We start from the raw sequence: 26563 nt of genomic DNA on the forward strand, positions 1-26563 counted from the left end.
CCACCCCCCGACCGGCGGTTCCGGTCACACCCGGCAACGGTTCCGCTCATACCCGTACGCGCTCCTCCTCTCCCGTGACGTCCCCTGTGAAGTCGCCGGTGAAGGACCGCCACAGTTCGGCGTAGCGGCCGCCGCGTGCGACGAGTTCGGCGTGCGGCCCGTCCTCGGCGACGCGGCCTCCGTCGAGCACCACGACACGGTCGGCGCGGGCCGCGGTGGTGAGGCGGTGCGCGACGACCAGTGTCGTACGGCGGCCGGCCAGGCGGTCGGTCGCGTGGTTCACCACGGACTCGGTCGCCAGGTCGAGTGCCGCGGTCGCCTCGTCGAGCAACAGCACGTCGGGGTCGACCAGTTCGGCCCGGGCCAGGGCGAGGAGCTGGCGCTGGCCGGCCGAGAGGTTGCGGCCGCGCTCGGCGACCTCGTGGAGGTAGCCGCCGTCGAGCATGGCGATCATGTCGTGCGCGCCCACCGCCCGGGCCGCGGCCTCCACTTCGGCGTCGGTCGCGTCGGGGCGCCCGTAGGCGATGGCGTCGCGGACGGTGCCGGGGAAGAGGTACGACTCCTGCGGGACGACGCCGAGGCGGTGGCGGTAGCCGGTCAGGTCCAGGTCGCGCAGGTCGGTGCCGTCGATCCGGACCGCCCCCGTGGTGGGGTCGTAGAACCGGGCGACCAGCTTGACCAGGGTGGACTTGCCGGCGCCGGTCTCGCCGACGAACGCGACGGTCTGGCCGGCGGGGATGGTCAGCGCGATGCCGGAGAGGGCCTCGGCCTGCTCGCCGTCGGCGGTCGCGTACCGGAAGTGCACGTCGTCGAAGGTGATCTCGCCCGTCAGCTGCCGCACCGGGCGGGGCTCCTCGGCCGCCGGGGTGGTGGTCGGCTCGCGCAGCAGTTCCTGGATGCGGCCCAGGGACACGGATGCCTGCTGGTAGCCGTCGAAGACCTGGGAGAGCTGCTGCACGGGGGCGAAGAAGAGGTCGATGTAGAGGAGGTAGGCGACCAGCGCGCCCGCGGTCAGGGTGCCCGCCGAGACCCGGTCGGCGCCCACGATCAGGACGAGCGCGGCGGCGACCGAGGACAGCAGCTGGACGAAGGGGAAGTAGACCGAGATCAGGAACTGGCCGCGGGTGCGGGCCTGCCGGTACGCGGCGCTGCGCTCGGTGAAGCGGTCGGTGCCGCTGCGCTCGCGGCGGAACGCCTGGACGATGCGGAGGCCGGCGACGCTCTCCTGGAGGTCGCCGTTGACGACGCTGATCCGCTCGCGTGCCAGCTCGTACGCCTTGACGCTCTGCTTGCGGAAGAAGTACGTGCCGATGATCAGCGGCGGCAGCGTGGCGAAGACGACCAGGGCCAGCTGGACGTCGATGACCAGCAGGGCGACCAGGATGCCGAAGAAGGTGAGGACGGAGACGACGGCGGTGACCAGGCCGGTCTGGAGGAAGGTGGAGAGCGCGTCGACGTCGGTGGTCATCCGCGTCATGATCCGGCCGGTCAGTTCGCGCTCGTAGTAGTCCAGGCCGAGGCGCTGGAGCTGGGCGAAGATCTTGACGCGGAGCGCGTAGAGGACGCGTTCGCCGGTACGCCCGGTCATGCGGTTGGAGCCGATCTGGGCGGCCCACTGGGCGAGCACGACGATCAGTGCCGCGGCGGACGCGGCCCAGACGCCGTTGATCGCGGCGCGCTGGACGCCGTCGTCGATGCCGTGCCGGATCAGTACGGGCAGCAGCAGTCCGGCGACCGCGTCCACGGCGACCAGCGCCAGCGCGACCAGCAGCGGGCGTCCGAAGCCGGCCAGCAGGCGGCGCAGGCCGTAGGCGCTCTCCGGGCGGGCCGCCCGCTCCTCGTCGACGTCGGGGGTGTCGGTGGCCGGGGGCAGGGCCGCGACCTTCTCCAGCAGCTCGGGGGATGGGGGTGCCCCCTGCTCGAACGAAGTTGAGCGCTTGGGGGAGGGCATCCCGGCGAGGGCGCCGGCCATGCCGCCGGGCCGGCCGGCGAGGGCCGCGTCAGGTGCCCCGCCGCCCTCCTGCCGGCCGGTGTCGCCCGGCCCCTCGGTACGGACCCACAGCTCGGGCGTGACGCCGTCGATCACGCGGCGCGGCCGGGTGTCCTCGGCGCCGGCCGTGGCCGGGCCCTCCAGCAGCCCGGTGGCCGCCGCCTCCCCGGAGCGGGCCCCGGCCGTCGCGGCCCGCCCCACCGGGTCCCGCTCCACGCCGCCCAGCTCGTCCGGGTCGGTGAGCAGCCTGCGGTACAGCTCGCAGCGCTCCTCCAGCTCCTCGCGCGTACCGATGTCCAGCAGCCGGCCGGCGTCGAGGACCGCGACCCGGTCGGCGAGCGCCAGCGTGGAGGCGCGGTGCGCGATCAGCAGGGTCGTCCGGCCGGCCATGACGCCGCGCAGCGCTTCGTGGATCTCGTGCTCGACCCGGGCGTCCACCGCGGAGGTGGCGTCGTCCAGGATCAGCACGCGCGGGTCGGTGACGATGGCGCGGGCCAGCGCGACGCGCTGCCGCTGGCCGCCGGACAGGCTCAGGCCCTGCTCGCCGACCTCGGTGTCGTAGCCGTCGGGCAGGGCCGAGATGAAGCCGTCGGCCTGGGCGGCGCGGGCCGCCGCGCGGATCTGCTCGTCGGTGGCGTCCGGGGCGCCGTAGGCGATGTTGTCCCGGATGGAGTCGGAGAAGAGGAAGCTGGTCTCGGGGACCAGGCCGATGGCGCCGCGCAGCGAGTCGGCGGTCAGGTCGCGCACGTCCCGGCCGCCGACGAGCACCCGGCCCGCGCCGGCGTCGTAGAAGCGGGGCAGGAGCAGGGAGACGGTGGACTTGCCGCTGCCGGAGGTGCCGACCACGGCGACGGTCTCGCCGGGCTCGATGCGCAGCGAGAAGTCGTCCAGGACCGGGTGTGCGCCGGTGTCGTCGCCGTACCGGAACGTGACGTGCTCGAACTCCACGGTCGCGGGCGCGTCGGCGGGCAGCTCGACGGCGTCGGGGCGCTCCTCGATGACGGGCTCGGTGTCGATCAGCTCGAAGACCCGCTCCACGCCGGCGCGGGCCTGCTGGCCCACGGTGAGGACCATGGCGAGCATCCGGACCGGGCCGACGAGCTGGGCGAGGTAGGTGGAGAAGGCCACGAAGGTACCCAGCGAGACCTGGCCGCGGGTGGCCATCCAGCCGCCGAGGGCGAGCATCGCGACCTGGCCGAGGGAGGGTACGGCCTGGAGCGCGGGGGTGTAGCGGGCGTTGAGGCGTACGGTGCGCAGCCGGCCGGCGAAGAGCCGCCGGCCGACCTCGCGGAGCTTGCCGGTCTCCTGCTCCTCCTGGCCGAAGCCCTTGACGACGCGGACGCCGGAGACGGCGCCGTCGACCACGCCGGCCACGGCCGCCGCCTGCCCCTGGGCGTACCAGGTCGCCGGGAAGAGCCGGACGCGGCTGCGCTTGGCTATCCACCACAGGGCGGGCGCCACGGCGAGGGCGACGACGGTGAGCAGCGGCGACAGCACCACCATGATCACCAGCGAGATGGCGAACAGCAGGATGTTGCCGAGCATCATCGGCACCATGAACAGCAGCGACTGCACGAGCTGGAGGTCGCTGGTGCCGCGGCCGACCACCTGGCCGGTGGACAGCTCGTCCTGGCGCCGCCCGTCCAGCCGGGTGATCGCTCGGTACATGCGGGTACGCAGATCGTGCTGCACGTCCAGCGCGAGCCGGCCGCCGTAGAACCGGCGGATGTAGGTGAGGACGTAGACGGCGAGCGCGGCGACGATCAGCAGGGCGGCCCACGGGGCGAGGGACCGTTCGTGCTTGACGATCACGTCATCGATGATCAGCTTCGGCACCAGCGGGACCAGCGCCATGACGGCCATCCCGGCGAGCGAGGAGCCGAGCGCGAGCAGTACGTCCTTCCTGTACTGCCAGCACGTGCGCGTCAGCCGCCGCGCCCAGCCCTCTTCTGCCGTGTCCGTGCCCGCCACGCGATGCCTCCCACCGGTCGACTCCCTGCCGCAAGGCACCAACATCGCCGACCGGTGTTTTCATCCCACCGCAACAATTCACGTAACCGTGGGCGTCACAGCACGCCGCTCACCGGACACGGACGGTCATGTCGTACAGCCGCGTGATCTGCTTCGGGTTCTGGTTGTCGTCGCTGACCAGCAGGAGGTGCAGCCGCCCCGCGTGCCGGCCGAGCACGGTCATGCCCTCGATGTTGTCCAGCAGCGGATTGAGCTGCGGCTGCTTGGCGGGGGCGCCGAGGGACGGGCAGCGGGTGAGGTCGGCGAGCAGGGTCTTGCGTGCGGGGCGCACGGCCTCGGTGAGCCGCTCGGTGTCCTGGGTCGCGGTGGCGTGCCGGGGGTCGGCGAGGTAGAGGCGGATGACGTTGCCCTGCGGGGTGAAGGTGCGCTCCAGGACGAGCAGGCGGCCGTCGCCGAGCGCGGTGATCTCGGGGACGGTCATGCCCGCCTCGACCGGGTACGCGAACTGCCGGCCGAGCGCGTAGTCGCCGTGCGGCCGCCGCTCCCAGGTCTGGAAGCGGTGCAGGGACCGGCCCCACGCGTCGGTGCCGTCGCCGGTGAGCGCGCCCTCCATGGACGCGATGAGGGTGCGGCCGCCGGGGCCCGCGGTCAGCCCTTCGAAGGTCTGGTTGCCGGTGGACCGGCCGGCCGGGGCGACCCGCAGGGCGCCGGGGACGGGGAGGCTGCCGCGCGGGTGGCCCGCCCGGTCGTAGCGGCGTACCGACGGCTCGGTCTCGGAGGTGACGATCCGGTCGCCGTTCGCCTCGACGACCAGCCCCTCGGAGTCCAGCGGCGCGCCGTGCTCGTCGGCGAGCGGTACGGCGCGCAGCGGCTCGCGGGTCCGGCCGTCGAGGGTGACCAGCGCGGACCGGTCGGAGAGTGCGAGCAGGTCGCCGTCGGTGTCGCGGGCGAGCGCGGAGAAGTTGCCGACGTACGTGCCGTCGACGGAGCGCTTGTCCAGGGCGTCGGACCAGCGGTCGACGGAGACGCGGGGCGAGCAGGCGTGGCCGGTGGCGGGCGTTCCGGGCGGGGCCGCGGCCGCCGGGAGCGTTCCGGCGGCGAGCAGCGCGGCGGCGAGGGCTGCGGGTACGGCGGCGGTGAGGCGCACGGGGGTCCTTCCAGTGGCGGGACGGCGACGGGCGGGGCGCCCGGGGTTCCTTCCCCCGGGCGCCCCGCCCGCATCACACGTTCCGTCCCGTGGAACGGCCGCCGGTCAGTCCTTCGCTTCGGCCACCGTCAGCTCGGTGATGCCGGGCCGGGTCCTGTCACCGTCCTTGCCGTGCACGGTGACCCGTACGTACCGCGCCGGTGACTTCCCGTCGTAGCCGGTGCCGGTCCAGTGCCGCCCGTCGCGGGAGACCTGGATCCGGTACGACTCGGGCTTCTTGTCCGTCCAGTGCGGGGTGACCGTGCCGACGCGGCGGACGCCGCCCAGGTCGGCGGTGAGGGTGCCGGTGGTGGCGTCGGGCACCCAGGCGGTGGTGGTGTTGCCGTCCACCGCGGCGCCCGCGTACATCCCGGGCTCCTCGGACGTGGCCTTCGCCGGCCGGCAGCGGGCCGCGTTGGCGGTCGGCTCCTGGTCGGGCCGGCGGGTCTTCAGGTGCAGCGGGGCACCCCGGCTGACGACCCGCTCGCCCTCCGGGGTGGCGACCGTCATCGGCTCGCCGCCGGTCAGCCGCACCTCGGTGTGGTGCGCGCCGAGCGCGACGTCGTACGTCCGGCCCTGCCAGTGCAGGCCGCGCAGGGTGACGCCGTCGGCGAGCTGCGGCGGCAGCGTCGGGTCCAGGGTGATCCGGTCCTCGCCCAGCCGCAGGCCGGTGAGGCCGTGGGTGAAGACCTGGAGGAAGCCGCCCTTGCCGGTGAGGAAGTCCTGTGCGGGCGAGCCCGACAGCGGGTCGTTGGCGCCGGCCTTCTCGCCGCGGGCCTCGGAGAAGAGGTGGAACGGGCCGCGCATGAAGGGCCGGACCGACCGCTGGAGGTAGGTGTAGGTCGCGCAGCCGGGCTCGCCGGTCTCGGCGGCGTCGATGGCGTGCACCGAGTCGGTCATCGCCGGGCCGTCGGGGTCGGTGTGCGCGGCGTAGTAGTCCAGCGTCTTCGCCTTGGCGGCGTCGGACATCGGCCACTGCAGCGGGTACTGGAGCAGCACGGTGTCCGCCTGCTTGATGGTCGTGCCCTTGTAGCCGTCGTACTGCTGGAAGACCTGCTTCTTCTTGTCGTACGGGATGCGCAGCTTGCCGGCGATGGTGTTCCAGGAGGCGGGGGCCTTCTTGCCGAGGACGGCGGCGGCGCGGGTGGCGTGGCGGAGCGCGGTGGCGGCACCGGCGTTGGTGAACACGCCGTCGTCCACGCCGTTGCTGTACTCGTCGGGGCCCGCGACGTTCTTGACCGAGTAGCTGCCGTCACCGTTCTTGGTCACGCGGGAGGCCCAGAACCGCGCGATGCCCTGCATGACGGGCCAGCCGCGCTCGCGCAGCCAGCCGGTGTCCTTGGTGGCGAGGTAGTACTGCCAGGCGGCCAGCGAGACGTCGCCCATCAGATGGTTCTGGGTCTTGCAGTGCGGCGGGTCCCAGCTGTGGCACTCCTTCCACAGGTCGCCCTTGCCGCCGCTGGTCCAGGGGTAGAACAGCCCGTCGTAGCCGAGCTTCCTGGCGTTCGCGCGGGCGGCGTCCCGGGTCCGGTACCGGTAGTCCACGACGGACCGGGCGAGGTCCGGGTGGGCCGCCAGCAGGCCCGGGTACATCCAGGTCTCGGCGTCCCAGAAGATCTCACCGGCGTAGTTGTCGCTGGTCAGACCGGTCGGGGCGATGCTGTCCCCGGAGCCCTCGCGGGAGTTGGCGAGCAGTCCGTACTGCGCGGAGCGCACCCACGCCTGGAGGTCCCGCCGCTCCCGGCCGCGCACCTCGACGTCGGAGCGCCACAGCTTCTGCCAGGCGGCGGCGTGGTCGCGGTAGAGGCCGTCCCAGCCGCGCGCCGCGGCCTGCTGGGAGGCGCGGGTGGCGGCGTCCCTGGGGTGGTCGGAGGTGAGCGCGGTGTCCACGCCGACGTACTTGGCGACCTCGTACGTCCGTCCCTTGTGCACCGGGAACGAGACACCCTGATGCACCGTCAGCTTCTTCGCTGCCGCGGCCTTCTGTTCACTTCCCGAACGAATGCCCGGGCCCGTACGGAGCGTCGACGCGACGGCGCCCGCCGTGTTCGTGCCGTTCGTACGGAAGGTGACGTCCTGCGTCCGGTCGCCGGAGCGGGCGCCGCCGCCGGTCTGCGTGATCCGGCGGGCACCGCGCCCGTCGAGCGTGTCGGTGACGGTGGCCGGGCCGCTCCAGTGCGGCGTCATCCGCAGCCGCACCGCGCCGGTGTGCGCGCGGGTGCGGTCCGCGAGCACGTCGAAGACCAGGTCGGTGGCGCGGCCGTCGGCGGCGGTCCAGGTCAGCGACGTGCGGACCAGGCCGCAGCGCATCAGCAGGGTCTGCCGGTAGTGGGAGATCCGGCCGGGCTTCGTGGCGGCGCTGAAGGTCTCGCCACCGGAGCCGCCGGTGGCGACGTTCAGGGTGGACCAGGTGGGCAGTGCGGCGATGGCCTGCCGCTTCTTCACCGACTCGGGGCCCTCGGCGAACAGCCCGGCGGCGAAGGCGCCGTCGTAGCGCGGCGTGTAGAGCGGGAAGCCGGTCTTCCCGCCGGTCGCCGCGTACCCGGTCCCGTTGGGCGGCACCCGCTGCCCGAGGTAGCCGTTGGCGACGTACGGGTGGTGGCTGTCCTCGGGATCGATGCGGGTGGACGTGGACGTCCAGCCGGGACCGTCCGAGGCGCAGGAGCCGTCGGCGGTGGGGGTGGCGCCCTTCGCCGGGCCCGCGGCGCGGCCCCCGGCCGGCGCGTCGGCCGAGGAGGCGGGGGGCACGGCCGCGATGAGCGCGCCCGCGAGCAGGGGGACGAGCAGCCGCCGGCCGGCGCGCGGCAGCGGACGTGGGGAGTACGTCATTGTTCTCCGTCGACGGTTCGTCGGGCACGGGCGGGCAGGCCGGGGCGTTGCCCGCAGCGAACCTAAAGTTATGAACAGTTCGCGTCAACGGTCCGCGCGCTTTGTTAACTTTCCGAAGCCGGAGAATCCGCGGAATCACCCCTATGCGTCGGCGCGAACATCCGCAGCAGCGCCGGGAGCACCACCACGGAGGGGCCGGGGGCCGCCAGCGCCGCGGCCAGGTCCTCCCGCAGCCGCTCGGGAGCGCTGGTCACCGCGGGCACCCCGAAGGACTCGGCGAGCGCCGCGAAGTCCGGCCGCGCCAGCTCGGTGCCGGTCGCCCGCCCGAACGTGTCCGTCATGTACTCGCGGAGGATGCCGTACCCCCCGTCGTCCACGATCAGCCAGGTCACCGGCAGCTCGTACTGGCGCGCCGTGGCCAGCTCCGCGAGCGAGTACATGGCACCGCCGTCCCCGCTCACCGCGAGTACGGGCCGCGCCGGGTCCGCGGCGGCCGCGCCCAGCGCCGCCGGGAAGGCGTAGCCGAGGCCACCCGCGCCCTGTGCCGAGTGCATGGTGTTCGCGTGGCGGGCGTCGAAGGCCGACCAGGCCCAGTAGCCGAGGATCGTCATGTCCCAGCAGCTGACCGCGTCGTCGGGCAGCGCCTCGCGGACGGCGGCCAGCACGTCCTGTTCCAGGGTGAGGTCCTGGGACGCGATCCGCTCCGCCACCCGGTCCAGCAGCGCCCGTACGCGCTTGGGTGCCGTGTCGTCCTCGCGCGTGCCTGCCGTCTCCAGCAGCGCCCGGAGCGCGGGACGGGCGTCCGCGTGGATGCCGAGCGCGGGGTGGTTGGCCTCCAGCTTGCCCGCGTCGGCCTCGATCTGGATGACCCGGCCGCGGGGCTCGAAGGTGTGGTAGTTCGAGGAGAGTTCGCCCAGGCCCGAGCCCACCACCAGCAGGACGTCCGCGTCCTCCAGGAAGTCCGTGGTGTGGCGGTCCTCCAGCCAGGACTGGAGGGAGAGGGGGTGGGCCCAGGGGAACGCGCCCTTGCCGCCGAAGGTGGTGACCACGGGAGCCCGCAGCCGTTCCGCCAGCTGCCGCAGCTCGCCCGCGGCGTCCGCCCGTACGACCCCGCCGCCCGCGATGATCGCCGGACGCTCCGCGTTCGTCAGCAGGCCGGCGGCCGCTGCGGTCAGCTCGGGGCGCGGGGTCAGCTCCTCCGGATCCGCTGCCAGGCCCGTGACCACCGGGATCGCCGTCGGCGCGAGCAGCACGTCCTGCGGGATCTCCACCCAGACCGGACCGTACGGGGCCGTCAGCGCCGACTTCCAGGCCGCGGCGATCGCCGACGGGATCTGCGACTGCGTGCGCGCGCTGTGCACGGACTTCACCACGTCACGGAACGAGGCGCTCTGGTCCCGGAGTTCGTGCAGGTAGCCGTGGCGGCCACCGCCGAGCCCGGCCGCCGGCACCTGGCTGCCGATCGCCAGCACCGGGGCCGAGGCGGCGGCGGACTCCTGGAGCGCGGCGAGCGTCATCAGCGCGCCGGGGCCGGTGGAGACCATCAGCGGGGCGACGGTACGCGCCGTGCGGGCGTAGGCGTCGGCGGCGAACCCGGCGTTGTTCTCCACGCGCAGCCCGACGTACCGCAGGGCGCTGCGGCTCAGCGCGTCGAAGAGGCCGAGGGCGTGCTGGCCGGGGAGGCCGAAGACGGTCTGCGCGCCCAGGGCTTGCAGGGACTCGACCACCAGGTCGCCGCCGGTTCGCTGCGCGGGCCTGTCCGATGACTGCGGGGTGCTCACGTGGTGCCTCTCTGCGGGTGCGTGGGGGTTCGCGTCTGTCGCGGCCCGGCGGCCGCTCGTCCTCAAACGCCGGACAGGCTTGATTTGCCGGGCTCGGCCGGGGTCGCCAGGCGGGAGCGCCATTCCGCCAGTACCGCCGGGTCCGTCGGCCTGCTTGCCAGGCTCACCGTCACGTACGCGGCCAGCGACACCAGCAGCCCGTAGTAGATCGGCTCGTTGGCGAGGACGCCTCGCCAGAACATCAGGGCGATGACCGTCGCGCCGCCCGCCGCGACAGCGGCCAGCGCGCCGGCGCCCGTGCCGCGCTTCCACAGCAGGCCGCCGAGGATCGGGACCAGCAGTCCGCCGACGAGGAGGTTGTAGGCGACGGTCAGCGCCTGGACGACGTCGTTGAGGGCGATGGCGATACAGATGACGGCGGCGCCCATGAGGAGGATGAAGACGCGGTTGCCGCGCACCTCGTCGTGTTCCCCGGCGCGGTCCCGGCGGCCGACGGCCCCCCGGAGCCGGGACCAGATGTCGTTGTTGGCGACCGTCGCGCAGGCGATGAGCGCGCCCGAGGACGTGGACATCACCGCGGAGAGCGCCGCCGCGAGGACCAGCCCGCGCACGCCCACCGGCAGCGCGTCCTTCACGATCGTGGCGAACGCGTCGTCCGGGCTGCCCAGATGGGGGTAGAGCACCTTGGCGGCCGTGCCGATCACCGCGCCGGCCAGCGCGTACACCAGGCAGTACGTGCCGGCCGCGGTACCGCCCAGCCGTGCGACGCGGTCGCCGCGCGCGGTGAATACCCGCTGCCAGATGTCCTGGCCGATCAGCATGCCGAAGGAGTAGATGAGGACGTAGGTGAAGACGGTCTGGGCGCCGATGCCGAGCGGGGCGAAGTAGGAGTCGGGCAGTTCGGCGCGCAGCTCGCCGAAGCCACCGGCCTTCACGACCGCGATGGGCAGCAGGAGCAGCAGGACGCCGATCGTCTTGACCACGAACTGCACCATGTCGGTGAGGGTGATCGACCACATGCCGCCGAGGGTGGAGTACGCGACGACGATCACGCCGCCGAGGATGATCGACACCGTGCGGTCCAGGCCGAAGAGGACGTCGAAGATGGTGGCGTACGCGATGGTGGAGGTGACCGCGAGCATCAGGGTGTACGCCCACATCACCACGCCGGAGATGACGCCCGCCGAGCCGCCGTAGCGCAGGTCCAGCATCTCGGAGACGGTGTAGACCTTCAGCCGGGCGATCCGGGCCGAGAAGAAGACGCTCAGCGCGAGCAGGCCCAGGCCGATGGTGAAGACCATCCAGGCGCCGGAGAGGCCGTACTGGTAGCCGAGGCCGACGCCGCCGATGGTGGAGGCGCCGCCGAGGACGATCGCGGCCATGGTCCCGGAGTACATGAACGGCCCCAGACGCCTTCCGGCGACCAGGAATTCGCTCTTGGAACGGGCGCGGCGCATGCCCCACCAGCCCATGGCGAGCATGCCGGCCAGATAGAGGATGATCACCGCGTAGTCGACAGCCATGGGCCATCCCTTCGGCAGGGCGGAGCGGGGCGGGCGGAATTCGTGGGTTGACCTTAGGAAACGGCGCGGCGGCGAAGAAGTGTACGTTTCCTCCACTCCGCCCCTCCGGAATGGATGATCCGCACATGGCCGACGCGTCGCACCCCTCGCCGCCCACCCCCGGCGTCCCGCTCTCCGCGCTGCGCGCCCGTGCCGATCTCGGGCTGCGGCAGATCGCCGGGCCGCGCGCGGACGCCACCGTCCACTGGGTGCACACCTCGGAGATGGCCGACCCGGAGCCGTACCTGCTCGGCGGCGAGCTGCTGCTGACGGCCGGGGTGCACCTGGACGCGGCGGCGGGGGCCGGCGCCTACCTCGACGGCTACGCGGAACGCACGGTCGCGGCGGGCGCGGTGGCGCTCGGCTTCGGGGTCGCGCCGGTGCACGACGCGGTGCCGCGGGCGCTGGTCGCGGCCTGCGACCGGCACGGGCTGCGGCTGCTGGAGGTACCGCAGGAGACGCCGTTCACGGCGGTGGAGAGCGCCGTCTGGGAGGCCATGACCGAGGCCCGGCACCGCGAGCTGACCCGCGTCAGCGAGGGGCAGCGGGCCCTGGCAGCGGCGGCGGCCGGGCCCGACCCGGTGCCGGCGGTGCTCCGCACGCTCGCCCGCCGGGTGGACGGCTGGGCGGCGGTGACCGGCGCGGGCGGGGAGGACGAGCTGGCCGCCGCCGGCACCCGGCCGCCCGCCGCCGCGCTGACGGCGGTCGCGCGGCTCGCGCGCCGGGTGACGGTCCCCGGCGGCCCGGCGTCGGCGGGCGAGTCACCGGCCGACGGGGCCGGCCACCAACTCGCCGCGTACGCGCTCGGCGGCCGGGCACCGGACCGGACACTCGCGCTCACCGTCGTGGCGCCGCCGCCCGACCCGGCGGCCCGCGCCGTGGTGGGCGTGGCGGCGGTCCTGCTGTCGCTGCTCACCGGCCCGTACGCGGCGGCGGCCGACGGCGGGCACTCGGCCGCGCTGGTGCGGCTGCTGCTCGGGGACTCCCCCGCCGAGGTGGCGCCCCTGCTCAAGCACGCGCACTGGGCCGTCGTGCACGCCCGCGCCCGGCGGGGCCACGACGCGCCCGCCGCCGCCCTGGCCGCCGGGCTCGGCACCCCCCTGGTCGCGCCGGGCGCCGACGCCGTGCGCGCCCTCGTCCCCGCCGACCGCGAGATCGGGCCGCAGCCCGGCTGGACGCTCGGCGTCAGCGAGCCCGTACCGGTCTCCGGGCTGACCGCCGGTGACGCGCACGCGGCCGCGGCGCTGCGCCGCGCGGTGGCGGGCCGGCGCCCGCTCGTCCGCCACCGCTCCCCCGGCGTCGGCGCCGCCGGCGGCCTCGCCTCGCTGGTCCCGCCCGCCGAGGCCCGGGCCCACGCCGCGGCCGTCCTGGCACCGCTCGACGGGGCCCCGGCGCTCCGCGGGACGCTGCACACCTGGCTCTCCCTGCACGGCAGCTGGGACCGGACGGCGACGGCGCTCGGCATCCACCGCAACACGGTCCGTCAGCGCGTCGCCCGCGCCGCTGCGCTGCTGGACACCGACCTCGACGATCCGGACGTCCGGATGGAGCTGTGGTTCGCACTCGGTGCACTTTCCTGAATTCCGGACGCGATTACGGACATGTCCTTTTCACCGGACCTCGCCGCCCTTCTGCACCCCTTCCCGAATTCCACCGGGCGACTTCCGACATCCGCGGCATCGGCTTTCAAAACCGCACTTCACAGCGCATGTGACAGGCCATTTCCGGCGTAATGCGCGGGCCATTGCAGGGAACTTGCCTTACGGCCTCAGTCCCGGCACTATTCCCGGCGTAAACCCCGTTCTTCCGCGTCCCCCGTGCTTGAAGGGAAGAAAACTCATGCGTGACTTCATCGAGACCGCCGAGATCTCCGACAGCGAGCTGGACGGCATTGCCGCCGGTGCCGCCACCGTCGGTGCCGGTATCGCCGGCTACGACGCCGCCGTGACCGTCGACGGCTCCGCCGTCCAGGCCGTCGAGGGCCTCGCCCAGGGCACGCTCGCCAAGGCCAACGGCCTGGCCGGCGCGCTGCCCACCGCAGGCCTCTGAGCAGAGCCCGTACGACCAGGGCCCCGGAACGGTCACCGTTCCGGGGCCCTGGCGCGTTCCGCGCGGCGGGTCAGCCGCGCGCCGCCGCGATCTGACGGCTCATGATCGTGGTCAGCTCGTACGCGGTGTGCGAGGCCGCGACCGAGGTCATCTCGGCGTGGTCGTACGCCGGGGCCACCTCGACCAGGTCGGCGGAGACCAGGTTGCAGGAGGCCAGGCCGCGCAGGATCTCCAGCAGTTCGCGCGAGGTGAGACCGCCGGCCTCCGGGGTGCCGGTGCCGGGCGCGTGCGCCGGGTCCAGCACGTCGATGTCGATGGAGATGTACAGCGGGCGGTCCCCGATGCGCTGGCGGAGCTGGTCGGCGACCTCGTCCACGCCGCGGCGCATGACGTCCGCCGAGGTGACGATGCCGAAGCCCATCTTCTCGTCGTCGGTGAGGTCCTTCTTGCCGTACAGCGGGCCGCGGGTGCCGACGTGCGAGAGGGCCGAGGTGTCGAGGATGCCCTCCTCCACCGCGCGGCGGAACGGCGTGCCGTGGGTGTACTCCGCGCCGAAGTACGTGTCCCAGGTGTCCAGGTGCGCGTCGAAGTGCAGCAGCGCGACGGGGCCGTGCTTCTTGGCGACCGAGCGGAGCAGGGGCAGCGCGATGGTGTGGTCGCCGCCGAGGGTCATCAGGCGGGCGCCGGTGCCGAGGAGGTCGTCGGCCGCGGCCTCGACCGTCTCGACCGCCTCGTTGATGTTGAACGGGTTGGCGGCGATGTCGCCCGCGTCGGCGACCTGGGCCAGCGCGAAGGGGGAGGCGTCCTGGGCCGGGTTGTACGGGCGCAGCAGGCGGGAGGCCTCGCGGATGGCGTTGCCGCCGAAGCGGGCGCCGGGCCGGTAGGAGACACCGGTGTCGAACGGGACGCCCACGACGGCCACATCGGCGCGGCCGCCGACCTCGTCGACGCGCGGCAGCCGGGCGAAGGTCGCCGGGCCGGCGTAGCGCGGGACGCGGGAGGAGTCGACGGGGCCGACGGGCTCTGAAGAAGCGGCAGATGCGGTGGTCATGGCGCCGAGCGTAGGGTCGGGACGGCGTTCGCCCCATGGACATATCCGTGAGGCGGGGAGGGGGCGTTCGACATGACGTCCATGCCCCGCGCCCTCAAGGCGTCTCCGGTGGTGCCGCCCGCTGCCCGGACCAGGTCACCGTCACCTGAAGGTGCCCCTCCACCCCGGTCTTCGTGATCACCGCGCCGGCCTGCGCGGTGAGCTTCACGCCGAACTGGATCTGCACCTCGTCCGGGCGCTGGGCCAGCGAGCCGAAGCAGCGCAGGGCCGCGTCGGCGGCCCCCCGTACCCCCTCCAGGGCCCGGTCGAAGGTGGTGGTGCCGTCCGCGACGGCGCTGTCGGCCCGGCCCGCGCCCACCATCCCGGCGCCGTCCCCGGCGGTCTCGACGATCACCTCGCCGCCGCCGTCCAGCGGGAACCGCACCAGCCCGGCCGGATCCGTCATGCCGTCACCTTCTCTCCTCGCGGGGTGCGTTGCGGGTCAGGGGGTCCTGCCGGGCGCGTACGGCTCGGTGCCGTGGGTCACGTCCGCCGCGCAGCGGAAGCCGATCGCCGGGTCGGCGTGTTCCGTACGGGCCTGGGACTGGTACGACACCAGGCCGTAGACCTCCAGCACCTCGCCGGTCGCGCCGCCGCGCACTCCTCGGTACCCCGGTACCGTCCCCTCGGCGACCCACTCGTTGACGTTGCCGCTCATCTCCTGCACGCCCCAGGGGGACTGTCCGCCGGGCAGCGAGCCGACCGGCAGCGTCGGCACCATCCCGGCGCGGCCGGCGGGGCCGCTCGGCCTGCCCTGGCAGCGCTCCCGCTCGAAGGCGCTGCCCCATGGGTACATCCGGTCGTCGTCCGGGCCGCGGGCCGCCTTCTCCCACTCCAGCGGGGTGGGCAGCCGCTTGCCGCACCACAGGGCGTAGCAGAGCGCGTCGCGCCAGCTCACCGAGGTCACGGGGTGGTCGGGGGCCTCGGCGAGCAGCGCGGTGAAGCCCGGCGGTTCGGGGTAGTTCACCGCCCGGACGAAGGCGGCGTACTGGGCGTTGGTCACCGGCGTGCGGTCGATGTCGAAGGCCCGGCAGAAGACCCGGCGCGGACCGCCGCCGCCGGTCAGCCGCCGCACCTGCTCGTCGTCGGGCGTCATCCGGGCGGCGATCAGGGCGTGCCGCGCCTGGGAGTCGCTGAGGCCGTGCACGAAGGTGCCGGACGCGATGCGCACCATGCCCTCGGCGGGCGGGAGCGGCACCCGGCGCAGCAGCCCGCCGCCGCACACCGGGCAGCGGGCCGTGGCCGGGCCCGTGCCGCAGACGTAGCCGCAGTCCGGGCAGTACGGCAGGTCCAGGTCGCGGTCGGCGAGGGCGCCCGCCATGTCGTCGTGCAGCAGCATGTCGGCGATGGACCGGGCGGTGGGCCTGTCCTCGGCGCGCGGCGCGAGCATCGAGACGACGATGTGCGCCAGCTCCTCCGGCACGTCGGCGCCGGAGGCCGCCAGGTCGGCGCGGAGCGCGTCGGGCGACCCGCCCGGCCAGTGGTTCACCAGCCGGCCGGTCAGGCACACGTGGAAGAGCATGCCGAGCGCGTACACGTCGTCCGGCGGCTCGGCGAGGTCCAGCTGCGCGGCCCGCTGCGGTGACAGGTACTCGATGCGGGTGGTGACGTCGGAGAACTGGCCGGCGCCGCTCAGCCCCCAGTCGATCAGCCGCACGTCGTTGCCCCGGGTGAGCAGGACGTTGGTCGGCTTGAGGTCGCGGTGGCAGACCCCGGCCTCGTGCGCGTGCGCGAGCGCCGCTGCCACCCCGCCGCAGACCCGCGCCGCCTGGCCGGGCGCGAGCCGCCCGGCGGCCAGCAGGTCCTCCAGGGAAGGCCCGTCGACGTACTCCATGAAGAGGGCCGGCCCGAGGGCCACCCGGGCGCCCGCCGCGCCGCCGCCCGCGCCGTCCGCCGTGCCGTCGCCGGTCGTCTCCAGCGCGGGCAGGGCCAGCACCGGGCGGGCGGTGTACGGGGCGTTGCCCAGGCGGGCCACCGCGATCTGGCACTCGTGCAGGAACGCCTGGTCGGCCGCCTCCCCCAGCCGTTCCCTGATCTCGCCGCGGATCCGCTTCACCGCGAGCCGTTCGCCGAGCCGGCCCTCGACCACGCCGACCTCGGAGAACCCGCCCCTGCGCACCTCTCGCACCTCATGCCCGGTGCTCAGCCGGGCACCTGCCGCCAGTCCCATCTACCGTGCGCCTTCCCGTGCCCTGCCCGGTCTCACCGCTGCCCTCCGAAGAGTCCGGGGACCCCGGGGCTGACTCCGCCCCGCGCGCCGAAGAGGATCACCTTGAGGAAGCCCAGGACGACGAGCGTCCCGATCCCGGCCAGCACGAGCACGTACCACGGCGAGGCCCACAGCTCGCCCCAGAAGCCGCTCTCCGCCTGCTTCTCCCGCGGCTCGCCGACCGCCATGCGGACCTGCTGCTCGGCGGCGGCACCCGTGCTGTCGGTGACCCGTACGGCGAAGAGGAAGCTGCCGCTCTTCTCCGGCGTCCCGCTCAGCGCCCCCGCCCCGGACAGCCGCATGCCGGGCGGCAGCGTGCCGGCGGCCCGCCAGGTGTACGGGCCGTCGCCGGCCGTGGCCCGGAAGTGGTGCGTGGCGTACTTCGCGCCCTTCCGCGCCTCGGGCAGCGCCAGGGTCTTGGCGACCACCCGCAGGCTCGGCCGCTGGGAGCCCGCCTCGGCGGCCCGCACGACAGCCAGCCGCAGCGTGCGCTCCGCCCGCTGACCCACGGCGTCCCGCACCCGCACCGTCGTGGTCGCCGCGCGCCCGTCCCCGCCGGACTCCCCGGAGGCGTGCCGGGCGCGTCCGGTGACCACGCCGTCCCCGGTCAGCTTCAGCCCCTCGGGGAGCCGGCCGGCGGCCCGGTCCCAGTGGTACGGCGGGCGGCCCCCGACCGCGGCGAGCGTGAGGGCGTACTCCTTGCCGGCCACCGCGTCCGGAGCGGCGGCGGTGGTGACCTCGACCGGCTGCGGGCGGTTCTCGTCCGGGCGGTCGGCCGGGGCGTTGGCGCTGACCAGCGCCAGCAGCACGGCCATGAACATCAGGGTGGCGATGATGATGAGCAGCAGGTCGATGAAGCGCAGCTCCACCGGGGCGCCGTCCGCGTCGCCGCGCCGTCCCCCGAAGCTCCGCGATCCCCCGAGGCCGCGCATCACAGCCCGCCGTTCACACGGCCGCCGTTGAAGCCACCGGGTCCGCCCCGGAAGTCCTGGGGACCGCGCGGGCCGCCCAGGCCGCCGGGCCCGCCGGGACCGGCGGGACCGGCGGGCCCGTCACCGAAGTCGTCGTCGCCCGGCAGGATCGTCCGGCCGTCCGGCCCGCGCGGGACCCGGACCGGGGTGAGGACCATGTCGCGGTCCAGCCCGGCGCCGATGGCGGACAGCTGCGTCCCGATGGTGGCCAGCTGGCGGACGATCTCCTCGGAGCGGTCCGGGCGCTCCTCGCCGCCCAGCCGGGTCCCGGCCGCCTCGGTGCGCAGCCGCTCCAGCTCGGTGCTCAGCTCCTGCACCGTCGTCGCCGCCGTCTGCATGGAGTCGCCCAGCAGCTGTGCCGCGCGGGCCTGGCCGGCGAGGTCGGCGCGATTGCCGCCGCGGGAGCCGTTGCCGAGCTGCTCCAGCGCCCGCTCGTCCACCGCCAGCAGCAGCCGCTCCTCCTGGGTGTGCACCACCGAGACCAGCAGGTGGCACACCACGCTGGAGCCGAGCGCGAAGAGGGTGATGCTGAACGCGCCGGCGAGCGGCGGAATGACGTCCCGCACCAGCGTGTGGCTCAGCTCGGCGTACGAGGTCGTCCTGGCCACCGCGCCGCCGAGCCCGCCGATGGAGCGGGCCATCTCCGCCGCCGTGCCGATGAACCCGAGCGCGGGCAGCGCCCAGACCAGGGCGCGGATCAGGGTGTACGGCGTCTCGGAGCGCGCGGCGTGCACCGCGGAGCGGCCCGCCACCAGGGACTCGGCCCGCTCCGGGTCGCGCGACGCGTCGAGGGCGGCCTTTCCCAGGATGCGGTGCACTTCGCTGTTGCCGTATCCGCCGGCGGGGCGGCCGGGCCGGTACGCGGCCAGCGCCACCTCCTCCCGGGTGTTCTGCATCAGCCGGACGAACAGCATCGCCAGCACCCAGAAGGTGACCGCGAGGACCGCGCTCGCCAGGGCCTGCGACACCCCGCCGCGGTCGACCATCTCCTGGAGCGGCGGCACCGCGCCCGTCGCGCCCGAGGACACCAGGAGCACCGCCAGCGCGGTCCCCACCACCCCGCACCAGAAGAAGGTCCCCCGTAGTTTCTTCACGCCTACTCCCTTGATGTCAGGCGACGTTGAGGCCACATACGACTTTCCGTACAGCTCCTCACTATGGCGTGACGGGCCGCTCCCGCACCGAAGTTCCCATGCGCCACTCCTTTGAGTGGTGTATAGCGAAAAAGACCCTGACGTAAAGGAGTTGACGGAAGGGAGCCGGTGCGCGGCGGGTCAGGAAAGCGAACTGGTCTGGCCGTCGTCGACGAACTCCAGCTGCCAGTACGGCCGTTGCGTCGCTCCGGGGCCGTCGTGCGCCGTCCCGGCGGCGGCGTCCTCGGAGCGCAGCGCGGCCGGGACGAGGACCCGGTCACCGTTGCGCAGCCGGGTCCGCCCGCCCCGCGGCACCGGCTGCGGCAGCTCGCTCCCCACGTGCCGTACGAAGGCCAGCGGCCCGTCGGGCCGCAGCTGCACGAACCACTGCCCCCACTCGTGCACCAGCAGGCAGTGCCACCGGCTGACCACGTGCGGCGGCCGGGACGCCAGCAGGATGTCCGCCTCGGTGCCCGTGCCGTTGCTGCGCCCCACCCAGAACTCGCGCCGGTCCGGCCCGCCGGCGCGCAGCGGCACCAGCCGGGCGGGCGTGCCGTAGGGGTCGTGCACCCACAGCCGTACCGGGTACGGGTCGGCGAGGTCCGGCCAGTGGGCGCGCAGCCCGTCCACGGGGACGGCGTACGCGGTCCGCAACGCCGTGTCGCGGTCCACCGCGGTCACCATGCCGACCACCGCCCTCAGGTCGGTGTCCCAGACGGGCGAGCCGCTGAAGCCGCGCGCGGGCGGGTGGCCCTGCGCGCCCGGGACGGTGAACTGGAGGAGCCCGCCCGCCGTGCGGCCCGTCAGCCGTCCGGTGGCCCACACTCCGTCCGGGTGCCCGGCGGGGAACCCGTACACGCCGAAGCCGTGCCCGGCCGGCATCTCGGCGTCATCCAGCGGCGCGGGGCAGGCGCCGGCGGGCACCCGGGAGGGCCGCAGTACGGCGAGGTCGTCCCGGCTGCCCACGGGGGCCTCCGCACGGCTCAGCACGATGCGCGCCGGTATGCCCTGCCCGCCCTCCACGAAGGGGAAGTCGACCAGCACACCGGCCGGGCCGTCGTCCGCCCCGGGGCCGGCACCGGCACCGGGACCGACGACATGTGCGCAGGTCAGCACCGTTCCATTGGTGCACAGCACGCCCCCGCCGAGCACCGGTCCGTCCTCCGCCCGCCTGATGCGCACCTGCCACAGCGGTCTGGCCGCCCGCCTGTCCACCCCTGCTCCCCTCGCCGTACCGAGCCGCCGGAACACCGCGATCGTAGGCACGAAGGGGGGCGTGGGATGTCCGGGCAGTGGAACTCGCCCGCCTCCGGCCGATCCGCCCCGGCACAATGGGCTTCATGCCGATAACCTCCGCCCCTGCTCCCAGCCGCGCCGAACTGATCGACCACCTCGTGCGCACCCGGATCGCCGGTGACGTCGCCACGCCGCGTGAGAACAACCTCGACCACTACCGCAAGCTCGCCAACGGCGACCGTCACTACTGGTTCGGCCTGGAACTGGGCGACCGGTGGAGAGACGAGCAGGACGTGCTCGCCGTGATGGCCGAGCGCTGCGGCGTCAACGACGACCCCGACCACCGCCACGGCCAGGACACCATCGACCCCGAGCTGACGGTGGCCGCGCTGGACCGGATGGCGGCGGTGCTGCGCAAGGCGGCGGCCGGGCAGCGGCGGGTGCTGCTCGCGACCGGCCACCCGGGCGGGCTGCTGGACGTGCACATCGCCACGGCCGCCGCGCTGCGGGCGCGGGGCTGCGACATCGTGGTCGTCCCGGACGGGCTGACCGCCGACGACGGCGTGGTGTTCCAGTTCGGCCAGGTGGCGATGCTGGAGCGGGGCGCGACGCTGTGGCACACCCACTCGCCGGGCCCGATGACGGCGATCCTGGACGGGCTGGAGCGGGCGGGGCAGCCGCTGCCGGACCTGGTGGTCGCGGACCACGGCTGGGCGGGCTGCGCGGGGCAGCGCGGCATCGACGCGGTCGGCTACGCGGACTCCAACGACCCGGCGCTCTTCCTGGCCGAGGCGGAGGGCACCCTGCAGGTCACGGTCCCGCTGGACGACCACGTCCGCAGCCCGCGCTACTACGACCCGCTGACGGCGTACCTGCTCAGCGCTGCGGGCCTGGCGGACTGACCCGCCGGGAGACGCCTCAGGGGGCCGCCTGCCCGCGCCCCGGTGTCGGGTCCAGGAAGACCCGGCGCACCGCCGGGAAGCGGGCACGGAGGTCGCGCTCGGCCTCATCACAGGCCCACTCGATCTCCGTGGCGGTCGCCAGATCACGGAAGTCGACCTTCGCCGCGATCAGCACCTCGCCCGGCCCCTGGACCAGCGTGACCAGCTCCAGGACGTCCGCCACCTGGGGCACGGCCCGCAGCCGTTCCCGTACGGCGTCCCGGACGTCCGGCGGGAGCGAGCGGCCGATGAGCAGCTGGGCGTTGCTGCGGCCCAGCACCCACGCCACGTACACCAGCAGCAGCCCGATCAGGACCGCGGCGACGCCGTCCCAGACGCCCGACCCGGTGAGCTGTCCGCCGAGCAGGCCGCCGGCCGCCAGCAGCAGCCCGGCCAGCGCCGCGGAGTCCTCCATGACGACGGCCTTGACGGTGGTGTCCGGGGTGCGCCGCAGGTAGTGGCCGAGCGGCCGGTGCAGGCGCGCCGCCTCGCCGCGCGCCTGCCGCAGCCCGGTGCGCAGCGAGTAGCCCTCCAGGAGGAAGGCGACGGCGAGGATCACGTAGGAGACCAGCGGATCGCCCGGCTCCTCGCCGTGGGTGAGGGTGTGGATCCCGTCGTACACGGAGAAGACGGCGCCGCCCACGAAGGTGGCGACGGAGGCGAGCAGCGCCCAGACGTAGCGCTCCTGGCCGTGGCCGAGCGGGTGGTCCTCGTCGGCCGGCCGGGCGCTGCGCTTCAGAGCGGTGAGCAGCAGCAGTTCGGTGACCGTGTCGGCGACGGAGTGCGCGGCCTCGGAGAGCATCGCGCTGGACCCGCTGACCGTGCCGCCCACGGTCTTGGCCGCGGCGATGCCGAGATTGGCCCCCGCGGCGACGAGGACGGTGACGGTGCTCTCGCCCGTACCGTCCCCGGCCGCCTTCCCGGCTTCCTCCGCGTTCCCGGCGTCCTCCGAGCTGCCCATGGAGCGGCAGTATGCCCGATTCGCCCGGCGGTCGGAGGAAGGCGGCTCAGGCGCGCGGCGCGCGGATCACGCCCTCCTGGATCACCGACACCGCGAGCTGTCCCCCGTCGGTGAAGATGCGGCCCTTGCCCAGCCCGCGGCCGCCCTGTGCGGTCGGCGACTCCTGGTCGTACAGCAGCCATTCGTCCGCCTTCAGGGGGCGGTGGAACCACATCGCGTGGTCCAGGCTGGCGCCCACCACGTCGCCGACGGCCCAGCCGCCGCGCCCGTGGGCGAGCAGCACCGAGTCCAGCAGCGTCATGTCGGAGACGTAGGTGACCAGGCAGATGTCCAGCAGCGGCCGGGGGATGCCGGTGTCCCCGTCGAGCTTGCCCTGGGTACGGAACCAGACCTGCGACCGGGGCTCGCGCACCCGGCCCGCCGTGGCGAACGGCGGCTCGTCGACGTACCGCAGGTCCACCGCGGCGCGCGCCTCCAGCAGCCGCTGGGCGACGCCCTCGCCCACGAAGCGGTCCGCGTAGCGCGGCAGCATCTCGGCGGCGGTGGGCAGGGTCAGCGGATCGGGCACCCGGGGCATCGGCTCCTGGTGCTCCATGCCCTCCTCGTGCGCGTGGAAGGACGCGGTGAGGTGGAAGATCTGCTGGCCGTGCTGGACGGCGACGACCCGGCGGGTGGTGAAGGACCGGCCGTCGCGGATGCGGTCGACGGTGTAGACGATCGGCGCGCCCGGGTCCCCGGGCCGCAGGAAGTACGCGTGCAGGGAGTGCGGGGGACGGTCGGCGGGGACCGTACGGCCCGCCGCGACCAGCGCCTGGGCCGCCACCTGCCCGCCGAAGACCCGGGGGACCACGGCGGCGCGTGACTGCCCGCGGTAGATGTCCTCCTCGATCCGCTCCAGGGTGAGCAGATCGAGGAGGGATTCCAGTGCGTCGTTCACGTACGTCAGCCTAGGGCGGGACCTCAGAGGCCCATCGACTTGGCGATGATCGACTTCATGACCTCGTTGGTGCCGCCGTAGATGCGGTTGACGCGGTTGTCGGCGTACAGGCGGGCGATCGGGTACTCGTTCATGTAGCCGTAGCCGCCGTGCAGCTGGAGGCACTTGTCGATGACGCGGTGCGCGACCTCGGTGCAGAACAGCTTCGCGGAGGCGGCCTCGGCCGCGGTCAGCTCGCCCGCGTCCAGGGCCTCCAGGGCGCGGTCGGCGACGGCCTCGGCGGCGTCCACCTCGGCCTGGCAGGCGGCCAGCTCGAACTTGGTGTTCTGGAAGGACGCGACGGTCTTGCCGAAGACGGTGCGGTCCTGCACGTACTGCTGGGCGAACCGGACGGCGGCCTTGGCCTGCGCGTACGCGCCGTAGGCGATGCCCCAGCGCTCGGAGGGCAGGTTCTTGCCGAGGTAGTAGAAGCCCTTGTTCTCCTCGCCGAGCAGGTCCTCGGTCGGCACCTTCACGTCGACGAACGCCAGCTCGGCGGTGTCGGAGGTCTTCAGGCCCAGCTTGTCCAGCTTGCGGCCGACGGAGTAGCCCTCGGACTTGGTGTCGACGGCGAAGAGGGAGATGCCGAAGCGGCGGTCGTCCTCCTTCGGCGCGGAGGTACGGGCGCAGACGATCACGCGGTCGGCGTGCACGCCGCCGGTGATGAAGGTCTTGGCGCCGTTGAGGACGTAGTGCGTGCCGTCCTCGGAGAGCTTGGCGGTGGTCTTCATGCCCGCGAGGTCGGAGCCGGTGCCCGGCTCGGTCATCGCCAGCGCCCACATCTCCTCGGCGGAGACGAACTTCGGCAGGTAGCGCTTCTTCTGCTCGTCGGTGGCGAGCATCTTGATGTAGGGCAGGGCGAGCAGCACGTGCACGCCGGAGCCGCCGAAGTTCACGCCCGCGCGGGCGGTCTCCTCGTACTGGACGGCCTCGAACTTGTGCGACTCCAGGCCGGCGCCGCCGAACTCCTCGGGGACGTTGATGCCGAAGAGGCCCAGCTCGGCGAGCTTGTAGTAGAACTCGCGGGGCACCTGCCCGGCCGCGAACCAGTCGTCGAAGACGGGGACGACCTCGGCCTCGATGAAGGCGCGGATGGTGTCCCGGAACGCCTCGTGGTCCTCGTTGAATACCGTCCGCTGCACTGCCGCCTCCTTTGCGGCTAAACCGCCGCCGCTCTCGCGGACCTGGCTGCTCACCGCTGTGGTTACTCAATTGATGGTTGCTGCCATCTCTGGCTAAGCGCTTGCTCAGCGAAAGCTACCCGGCGGTCACGTTTCCTGTCCAGAGGTCACCCGCGTCGCCTGGAACACAGCGGCCCCGCCGGCATCGCTGCCGACGGGGCCCGTGAAAGTGGCGGTACTCAGCCCTCCCGGCCGGCCGCCGCGCCGAAGGCGCCCAGCGCCAGCCGCTTGAGCAGCTCCTCCGTGGCCGTACGGGGCGGCAGGCTGGCACGCGGGCTCAGGTGCGGGGTGGAGTTCAGCAGGCCGAAGACGGCGTGCACGGCGGCCCGCGCCTCGTACTCCGTACAGGCCGGGTAGACCTCACGGACGACCTCCACCCACAGCTCGACGTACTGCCGCTGGAGCTGCCGGACCCGCTTGCGGTCCGCCTCGCGCAGCCGGTCCAGCTCCCGGTCGTGCACGGTGATCAGCGGGCGGTCGTCCAGCGCGAAGTCGATATGTCCCTCGATGAGGGCGTGCAGCACCTGCTCGGCGCTCTCGCCGCCGTCGGCGACCCGCAGCCGGCCGCCGTCCAGCAGCCGCTCGCTGATCCCGACCAGCAGCTCGGCGAGCATCGCGTCCTTGCCGGCGAAGTGGCGGTACAGGCCGGGACCGGAGATCCCGACCGCGGCGCCTATCTCGTCCACGCCGACGCCGTGGAACCCGCGCTCGGCGAAGAGCCGCGCGGCCTCTTTGAGGATCTGCTCGCGGCGGCTGACGGCGGCGGGGGCCTTCGTGCTGCTCATGGCTCCAATTGTAGACAGGCGGGTTAGTGCTCGTTAACCTGAACGCAATCGTGTTAACGACCACTAACAAGGGGCGGGTACGACGATGGAGCAGGCTCCGGTACTGGGGACAGCCGCAGACCCCGCGGCCGACTCCTGGCGGGCCAACGAGGCCGCGCACCGCGCGCTCGTGGACGAGCTGCGCGCGAAGCTCGCGGCGGCCCGGCAGGGCGGCGGCGAGAAGGCCAGGGCACGGCACACGGCACGCGGCAAGCTGCTGCCCCGGGACCGGGTGGACACCCTGCTGGACCCGGGCTCGCCGTTCCTGGAGCTGGCCCCGCTGGCGGCGGACGGGATGTACGACGGGGCGGCCCCGGCGGCCGGCGTCATCGCGGGCATCGGCCGGGTGTCGGGCCGCGAGGTGGTGATCGTCGCCAACGACGCCACGGTCAAGGGCGGCACCTACTACCCGATGACCGTGAAGAAGCACCTCCGTGCCCAGGAGGTCGCCCTGGAGAACCGCCTCCCCTGCGTCTACCTCGTGGACTCCGGCGGCGCCTTCCTGCCCATGCAGGACGAGGTCTTCCCCGACCGCGAGCACTTCGGGCGGATCTTCTACAACCAGGCCCGGATGTCCGGCGCCGGGATCCCGCAGATCGCGGCCGTCCTCGGCTCCTGCACGGCCGGCGGCGCCTACGTCCCCGCGATGAGCGACGAGGCGGTGATCGTGCGCAACCAGGGCACGATCTTCCTCGGCGGCCCGCCGCTGGTGAAGGCCGCGACCGGCGAGGTCGTCACGGCCGAGGAGCTGGGCGGCGGCGAGGTGCACTCCCGCACCTCCGGCGTCACCGACCACCTCGCCGAGGACGACGCGCACGCCCTGCGCATCGTCCGCACCATCGTCGGCACGCTCGGCGAGCGGGCACCCCTCCCCTGGACCGTGCGGACGGCCGAGGAGCCCAAGGCGGACCCGGCCGGGCTGTACGGCATGGTCCCCGCCGACTCCCGCACGCCGTACGACGTCCGCGAGGTCATCGCCCGGATCGTGGACGGCTCGCGCTTCGCGGAGTTCAAGGCCGAGTACGGCCAGACGCTGGTCACCGGCTTCGCGCACCTGCACGGCCACCCGGTCGGCATCGTCGCCAACAACGGCATCCTCTTCTCCGAGTCCGCCCAGAAGGGCGCGCACTTCATCGAGCTGTGCGACCAGCGCGGCATCCCGCTGGTCTTCCTCCAGAACATCTCCGGCTTCATGGTCGGCAAGGACTACGAGGCGGGCGGCATCGCCAAGCACGGCGCCAAGATGGTCACCGCCGTGGCCTGCACCCGCGTGCCGAAGCTGACCGTCGTCATCGGCGGGTCGTACGGCGCGGGCAACTACTCCATGTGCGGCCGGGCCTACAGCCCCCGCTTCCTGTGGATGTGGCCGAACGCCAAGATCTCCGTCATGGGCGGCGAGCAGGCCGCCTCGGTCCTGGCGACCGTCAAGCGCGACCAGCTCGAAGCGCGCGGCGAGGAGTGGCCCGCCGAGGCGGAAGAGGCCTTCAAGGACCCGATCCGCGCCCAGTACGACCAGCAGGGCAATGCCTACTACGCCTCGGCGCGGCTCTGGGACGACGGCGTGATCGACCCGATGGAGACCCGGCAGGTGCTGGGTCTGGCCCTCACCGCCTGCGCCAACGCCCCGCTGACCGACCCCGCCTTCGGCGTCTTCCGGATGTGAGGACCTCCAC

General features: G+C 73.8%; 19 protein-coding genes. 4 read left to right on the top strand and 15 right to left on the bottom strand.

The window, feature by feature from the left end; genetic code table 11:
• Positions 1–46 precede the first annotated feature (46 nt).
• The 5 genes from ACZ6WH_RS28310 to ACZ6WH_RS28330 all read right to left on the bottom strand — a co-directional run bounded on the left by ACZ6WH_RS28310 (position 47) and on the right by ACZ6WH_RS28330 (position 11280).
• Positions 47–4006 (bottom strand): ABC transporter ATP-binding protein, encoded by a 3960-nt coding sequence (locus ACZ6WH_RS28310; protein ID WP_469731679.1) that lies wholly within the window; start codon positions 4004–4006, stop codon positions 47–49.
• A gap of 64 nt (positions 4007–4070) precedes the next feature.
• On the bottom strand, positions 4071–5108 hold the full coding sequence (locus ACZ6WH_RS28315) for an esterase-like activity of phytase family protein (RefSeq protein ID WP_469731681.1): 1038 nt from the start codon (positions 5106–5108) through the stop codon (positions 4071–4073).
• Positions 5109–5213: 105 nt separating this feature from the next.
• The gene (locus ACZ6WH_RS28320; protein WP_469731683.1) at positions 5214–7976 is read right to left on the bottom strand and encodes a discoidin domain-containing protein; all 2763 of its coding nucleotides are present in this window, start codon (positions 7974–7976) and stop codon (positions 5214–5216) included.
• A gap of 104 nt (positions 7977–8080) precedes the next feature.
• A complete protein-coding gene (locus ACZ6WH_RS28325) occupies positions 8081–9880 on the bottom strand; it encodes a thiamine pyrophosphate-binding protein (protein ID WP_469731685.1) in 1800 nt (599 codons plus the stop codon).
• Positions 9820–11280, bottom strand: coding sequence for a sodium:solute symporter family protein (locus ACZ6WH_RS28330; protein ID WP_469731687.1), 1461 nt, complete (start codon positions 11278–11280; stop codon positions 9820–9822). The genes ACZ6WH_RS28325 and ACZ6WH_RS28330 overlap by 61 nt, the downstream gene beginning before the upstream one ends.
• Before the next feature lie 125 nt (positions 11281–11405).
• On the opposite strand from ACZ6WH_RS28330, the gene ACZ6WH_RS28335 reads away from it, so the two are divergent.
• Positions 11406–12899, top strand: coding sequence for a PucR family transcriptional regulator ligand-binding domain-containing protein (locus tag ACZ6WH_RS28335; RefSeq protein WP_469731689.1), 1494 nt, complete (start codon positions 11406–11408; stop codon positions 12897–12899).
• Positions 12900–13158: 259 nt separating this feature from the next.
• The gene (locus ACZ6WH_RS28340) at positions 13159–13368 is read left to right on the top strand and encodes a hypothetical protein (protein ID WP_469731691.1); all 210 of its coding nucleotides are present in this window, start codon (positions 13159–13161) and stop codon (positions 13366–13368) included.
• A 70-nt stretch (positions 13369–13438) separates the two neighbouring features.
• Here the strand turns inward: ACZ6WH_RS28340 and speB are convergent, their stop codons facing one another.
• From speB to ACZ6WH_RS28370, 6 genes are all read right to left on the bottom strand, one after another.
• Positions 13439–14419, bottom strand: coding sequence for an agmatinase (speB, locus tag ACZ6WH_RS28345; RefSeq protein ID WP_030614061.1), 981 nt, complete (start codon positions 14417–14419; stop codon positions 13439–13441).
• A 94-nt stretch (positions 14420–14513) separates the two neighbouring features.
• Complete coding sequence (locus ACZ6WH_RS28350) at positions 14514–14864, bottom strand: CU044_2847 family protein (RefSeq protein ID WP_469731693.1); 351 nt, start codon at positions 14862–14864, stop codon at positions 14514–14516.
• A gap of 36 nt (positions 14865–14900) precedes the next feature.
• Entirely contained in the window at positions 14901–16628 is a 1728-nt protein-coding gene (locus tag ACZ6WH_RS28355; RefSeq protein WP_469731695.1) for an SUMF1/EgtB/PvdO family nonheme iron enzyme, read from the bottom strand.
• A gap of 32 nt (positions 16629–16660) precedes the next feature.
• Positions 16661–17599 carry a putative Ig domain-containing protein gene (locus ACZ6WH_RS28360; RefSeq protein WP_469731697.1) on the bottom strand — a complete coding sequence of 313 codons (939 nt, stop codon included), beginning with the start codon at positions 17597–17599 and terminating at the stop codon, positions 16661–16663.
• Positions 17599–18732: a hypothetical protein gene (locus ACZ6WH_RS28365; RefSeq protein ID WP_469731699.1), complete on the bottom strand. Its 1134-nt coding sequence runs from the start codon at positions 18730–18732 to the stop codon at positions 17599–17601. The genes ACZ6WH_RS28360 and ACZ6WH_RS28365 overlap by 1 nt, the downstream gene beginning before the upstream one ends.
• A gap of 180 nt (positions 18733–18912) precedes the next feature.
• On the bottom strand, positions 18913–19986 hold the full coding sequence (locus tag ACZ6WH_RS28370) for a trypsin-like peptidase domain-containing protein (RefSeq protein ID WP_469731701.1): 1074 nt from the start codon (positions 19984–19986) through the stop codon (positions 18913–18915).
• A gap of 125 nt (positions 19987–20111) precedes the next feature.
• Here ACZ6WH_RS28370 and ACZ6WH_RS28375 point away from each other — a divergent pair, with 125 nt between their 5' ends.
• A complete protein-coding gene (locus tag ACZ6WH_RS28375) occupies positions 20112–20909 on the top strand; it encodes a phosphatase (RefSeq protein WP_469731703.1) in 798 nt (265 codons plus the stop codon).
• Positions 20910–20925: 16 nt separating this feature from the next.
• Here ACZ6WH_RS28375 and ACZ6WH_RS28380 read toward each other — a convergent pair whose 3' ends face one another.
• The 4 genes from ACZ6WH_RS28380 to ACZ6WH_RS28395 all read right to left on the bottom strand — a co-directional run bounded on the left by ACZ6WH_RS28380 (position 20926) and on the right by ACZ6WH_RS28395 (position 24851).
• Positions 20926–21909, bottom strand: coding sequence for a cation diffusion facilitator family transporter (locus ACZ6WH_RS28380; RefSeq protein WP_469731705.1), 984 nt, complete (start codon positions 21907–21909; stop codon positions 20926–20928).
• Between the two features lie 46 nt (positions 21910–21955).
• Positions 21956–22846 (bottom strand): acyl-CoA thioesterase, encoded by an 891-nt coding sequence (locus ACZ6WH_RS28385; RefSeq protein WP_469731707.1) that lies wholly within the window; start codon positions 22844–22846, stop codon positions 21956–21958.
• Positions 22847–22869: 23 nt separating this feature from the next.
• Positions 22870–24027 (bottom strand): acyl-CoA dehydrogenase family protein, encoded by a 1158-nt coding sequence (locus ACZ6WH_RS28390; protein ID WP_469731709.1) that lies wholly within the window; start codon positions 24025–24027, stop codon positions 22870–22872.
• A 218-nt stretch (positions 24028–24245) separates the two neighbouring features.
• Positions 24246–24851, bottom strand: a complete 606-nt coding sequence (locus tag ACZ6WH_RS28395; protein ID WP_432854678.1) for an SACE_7040 family transcriptional regulator — start codon at positions 24849–24851, stop codon at positions 24246–24248.
• A gap of 85 nt (positions 24852–24936) precedes the next feature.
• Between ACZ6WH_RS28395 and ACZ6WH_RS28400 the strand changes: the two genes are divergently transcribed.
• Positions 24937–26553: a carboxyl transferase domain-containing protein gene (locus ACZ6WH_RS28400; protein WP_469731712.1), complete on the top strand. Its 1617-nt coding sequence runs from the start codon at positions 24937–24939 to the stop codon at positions 26551–26553.
• Positions 26554–26563: the final 10 nt, after the last annotated feature.

It is taken from the genome of Streptomyces sp. NPDC050806, assembly GCF_055586425.1.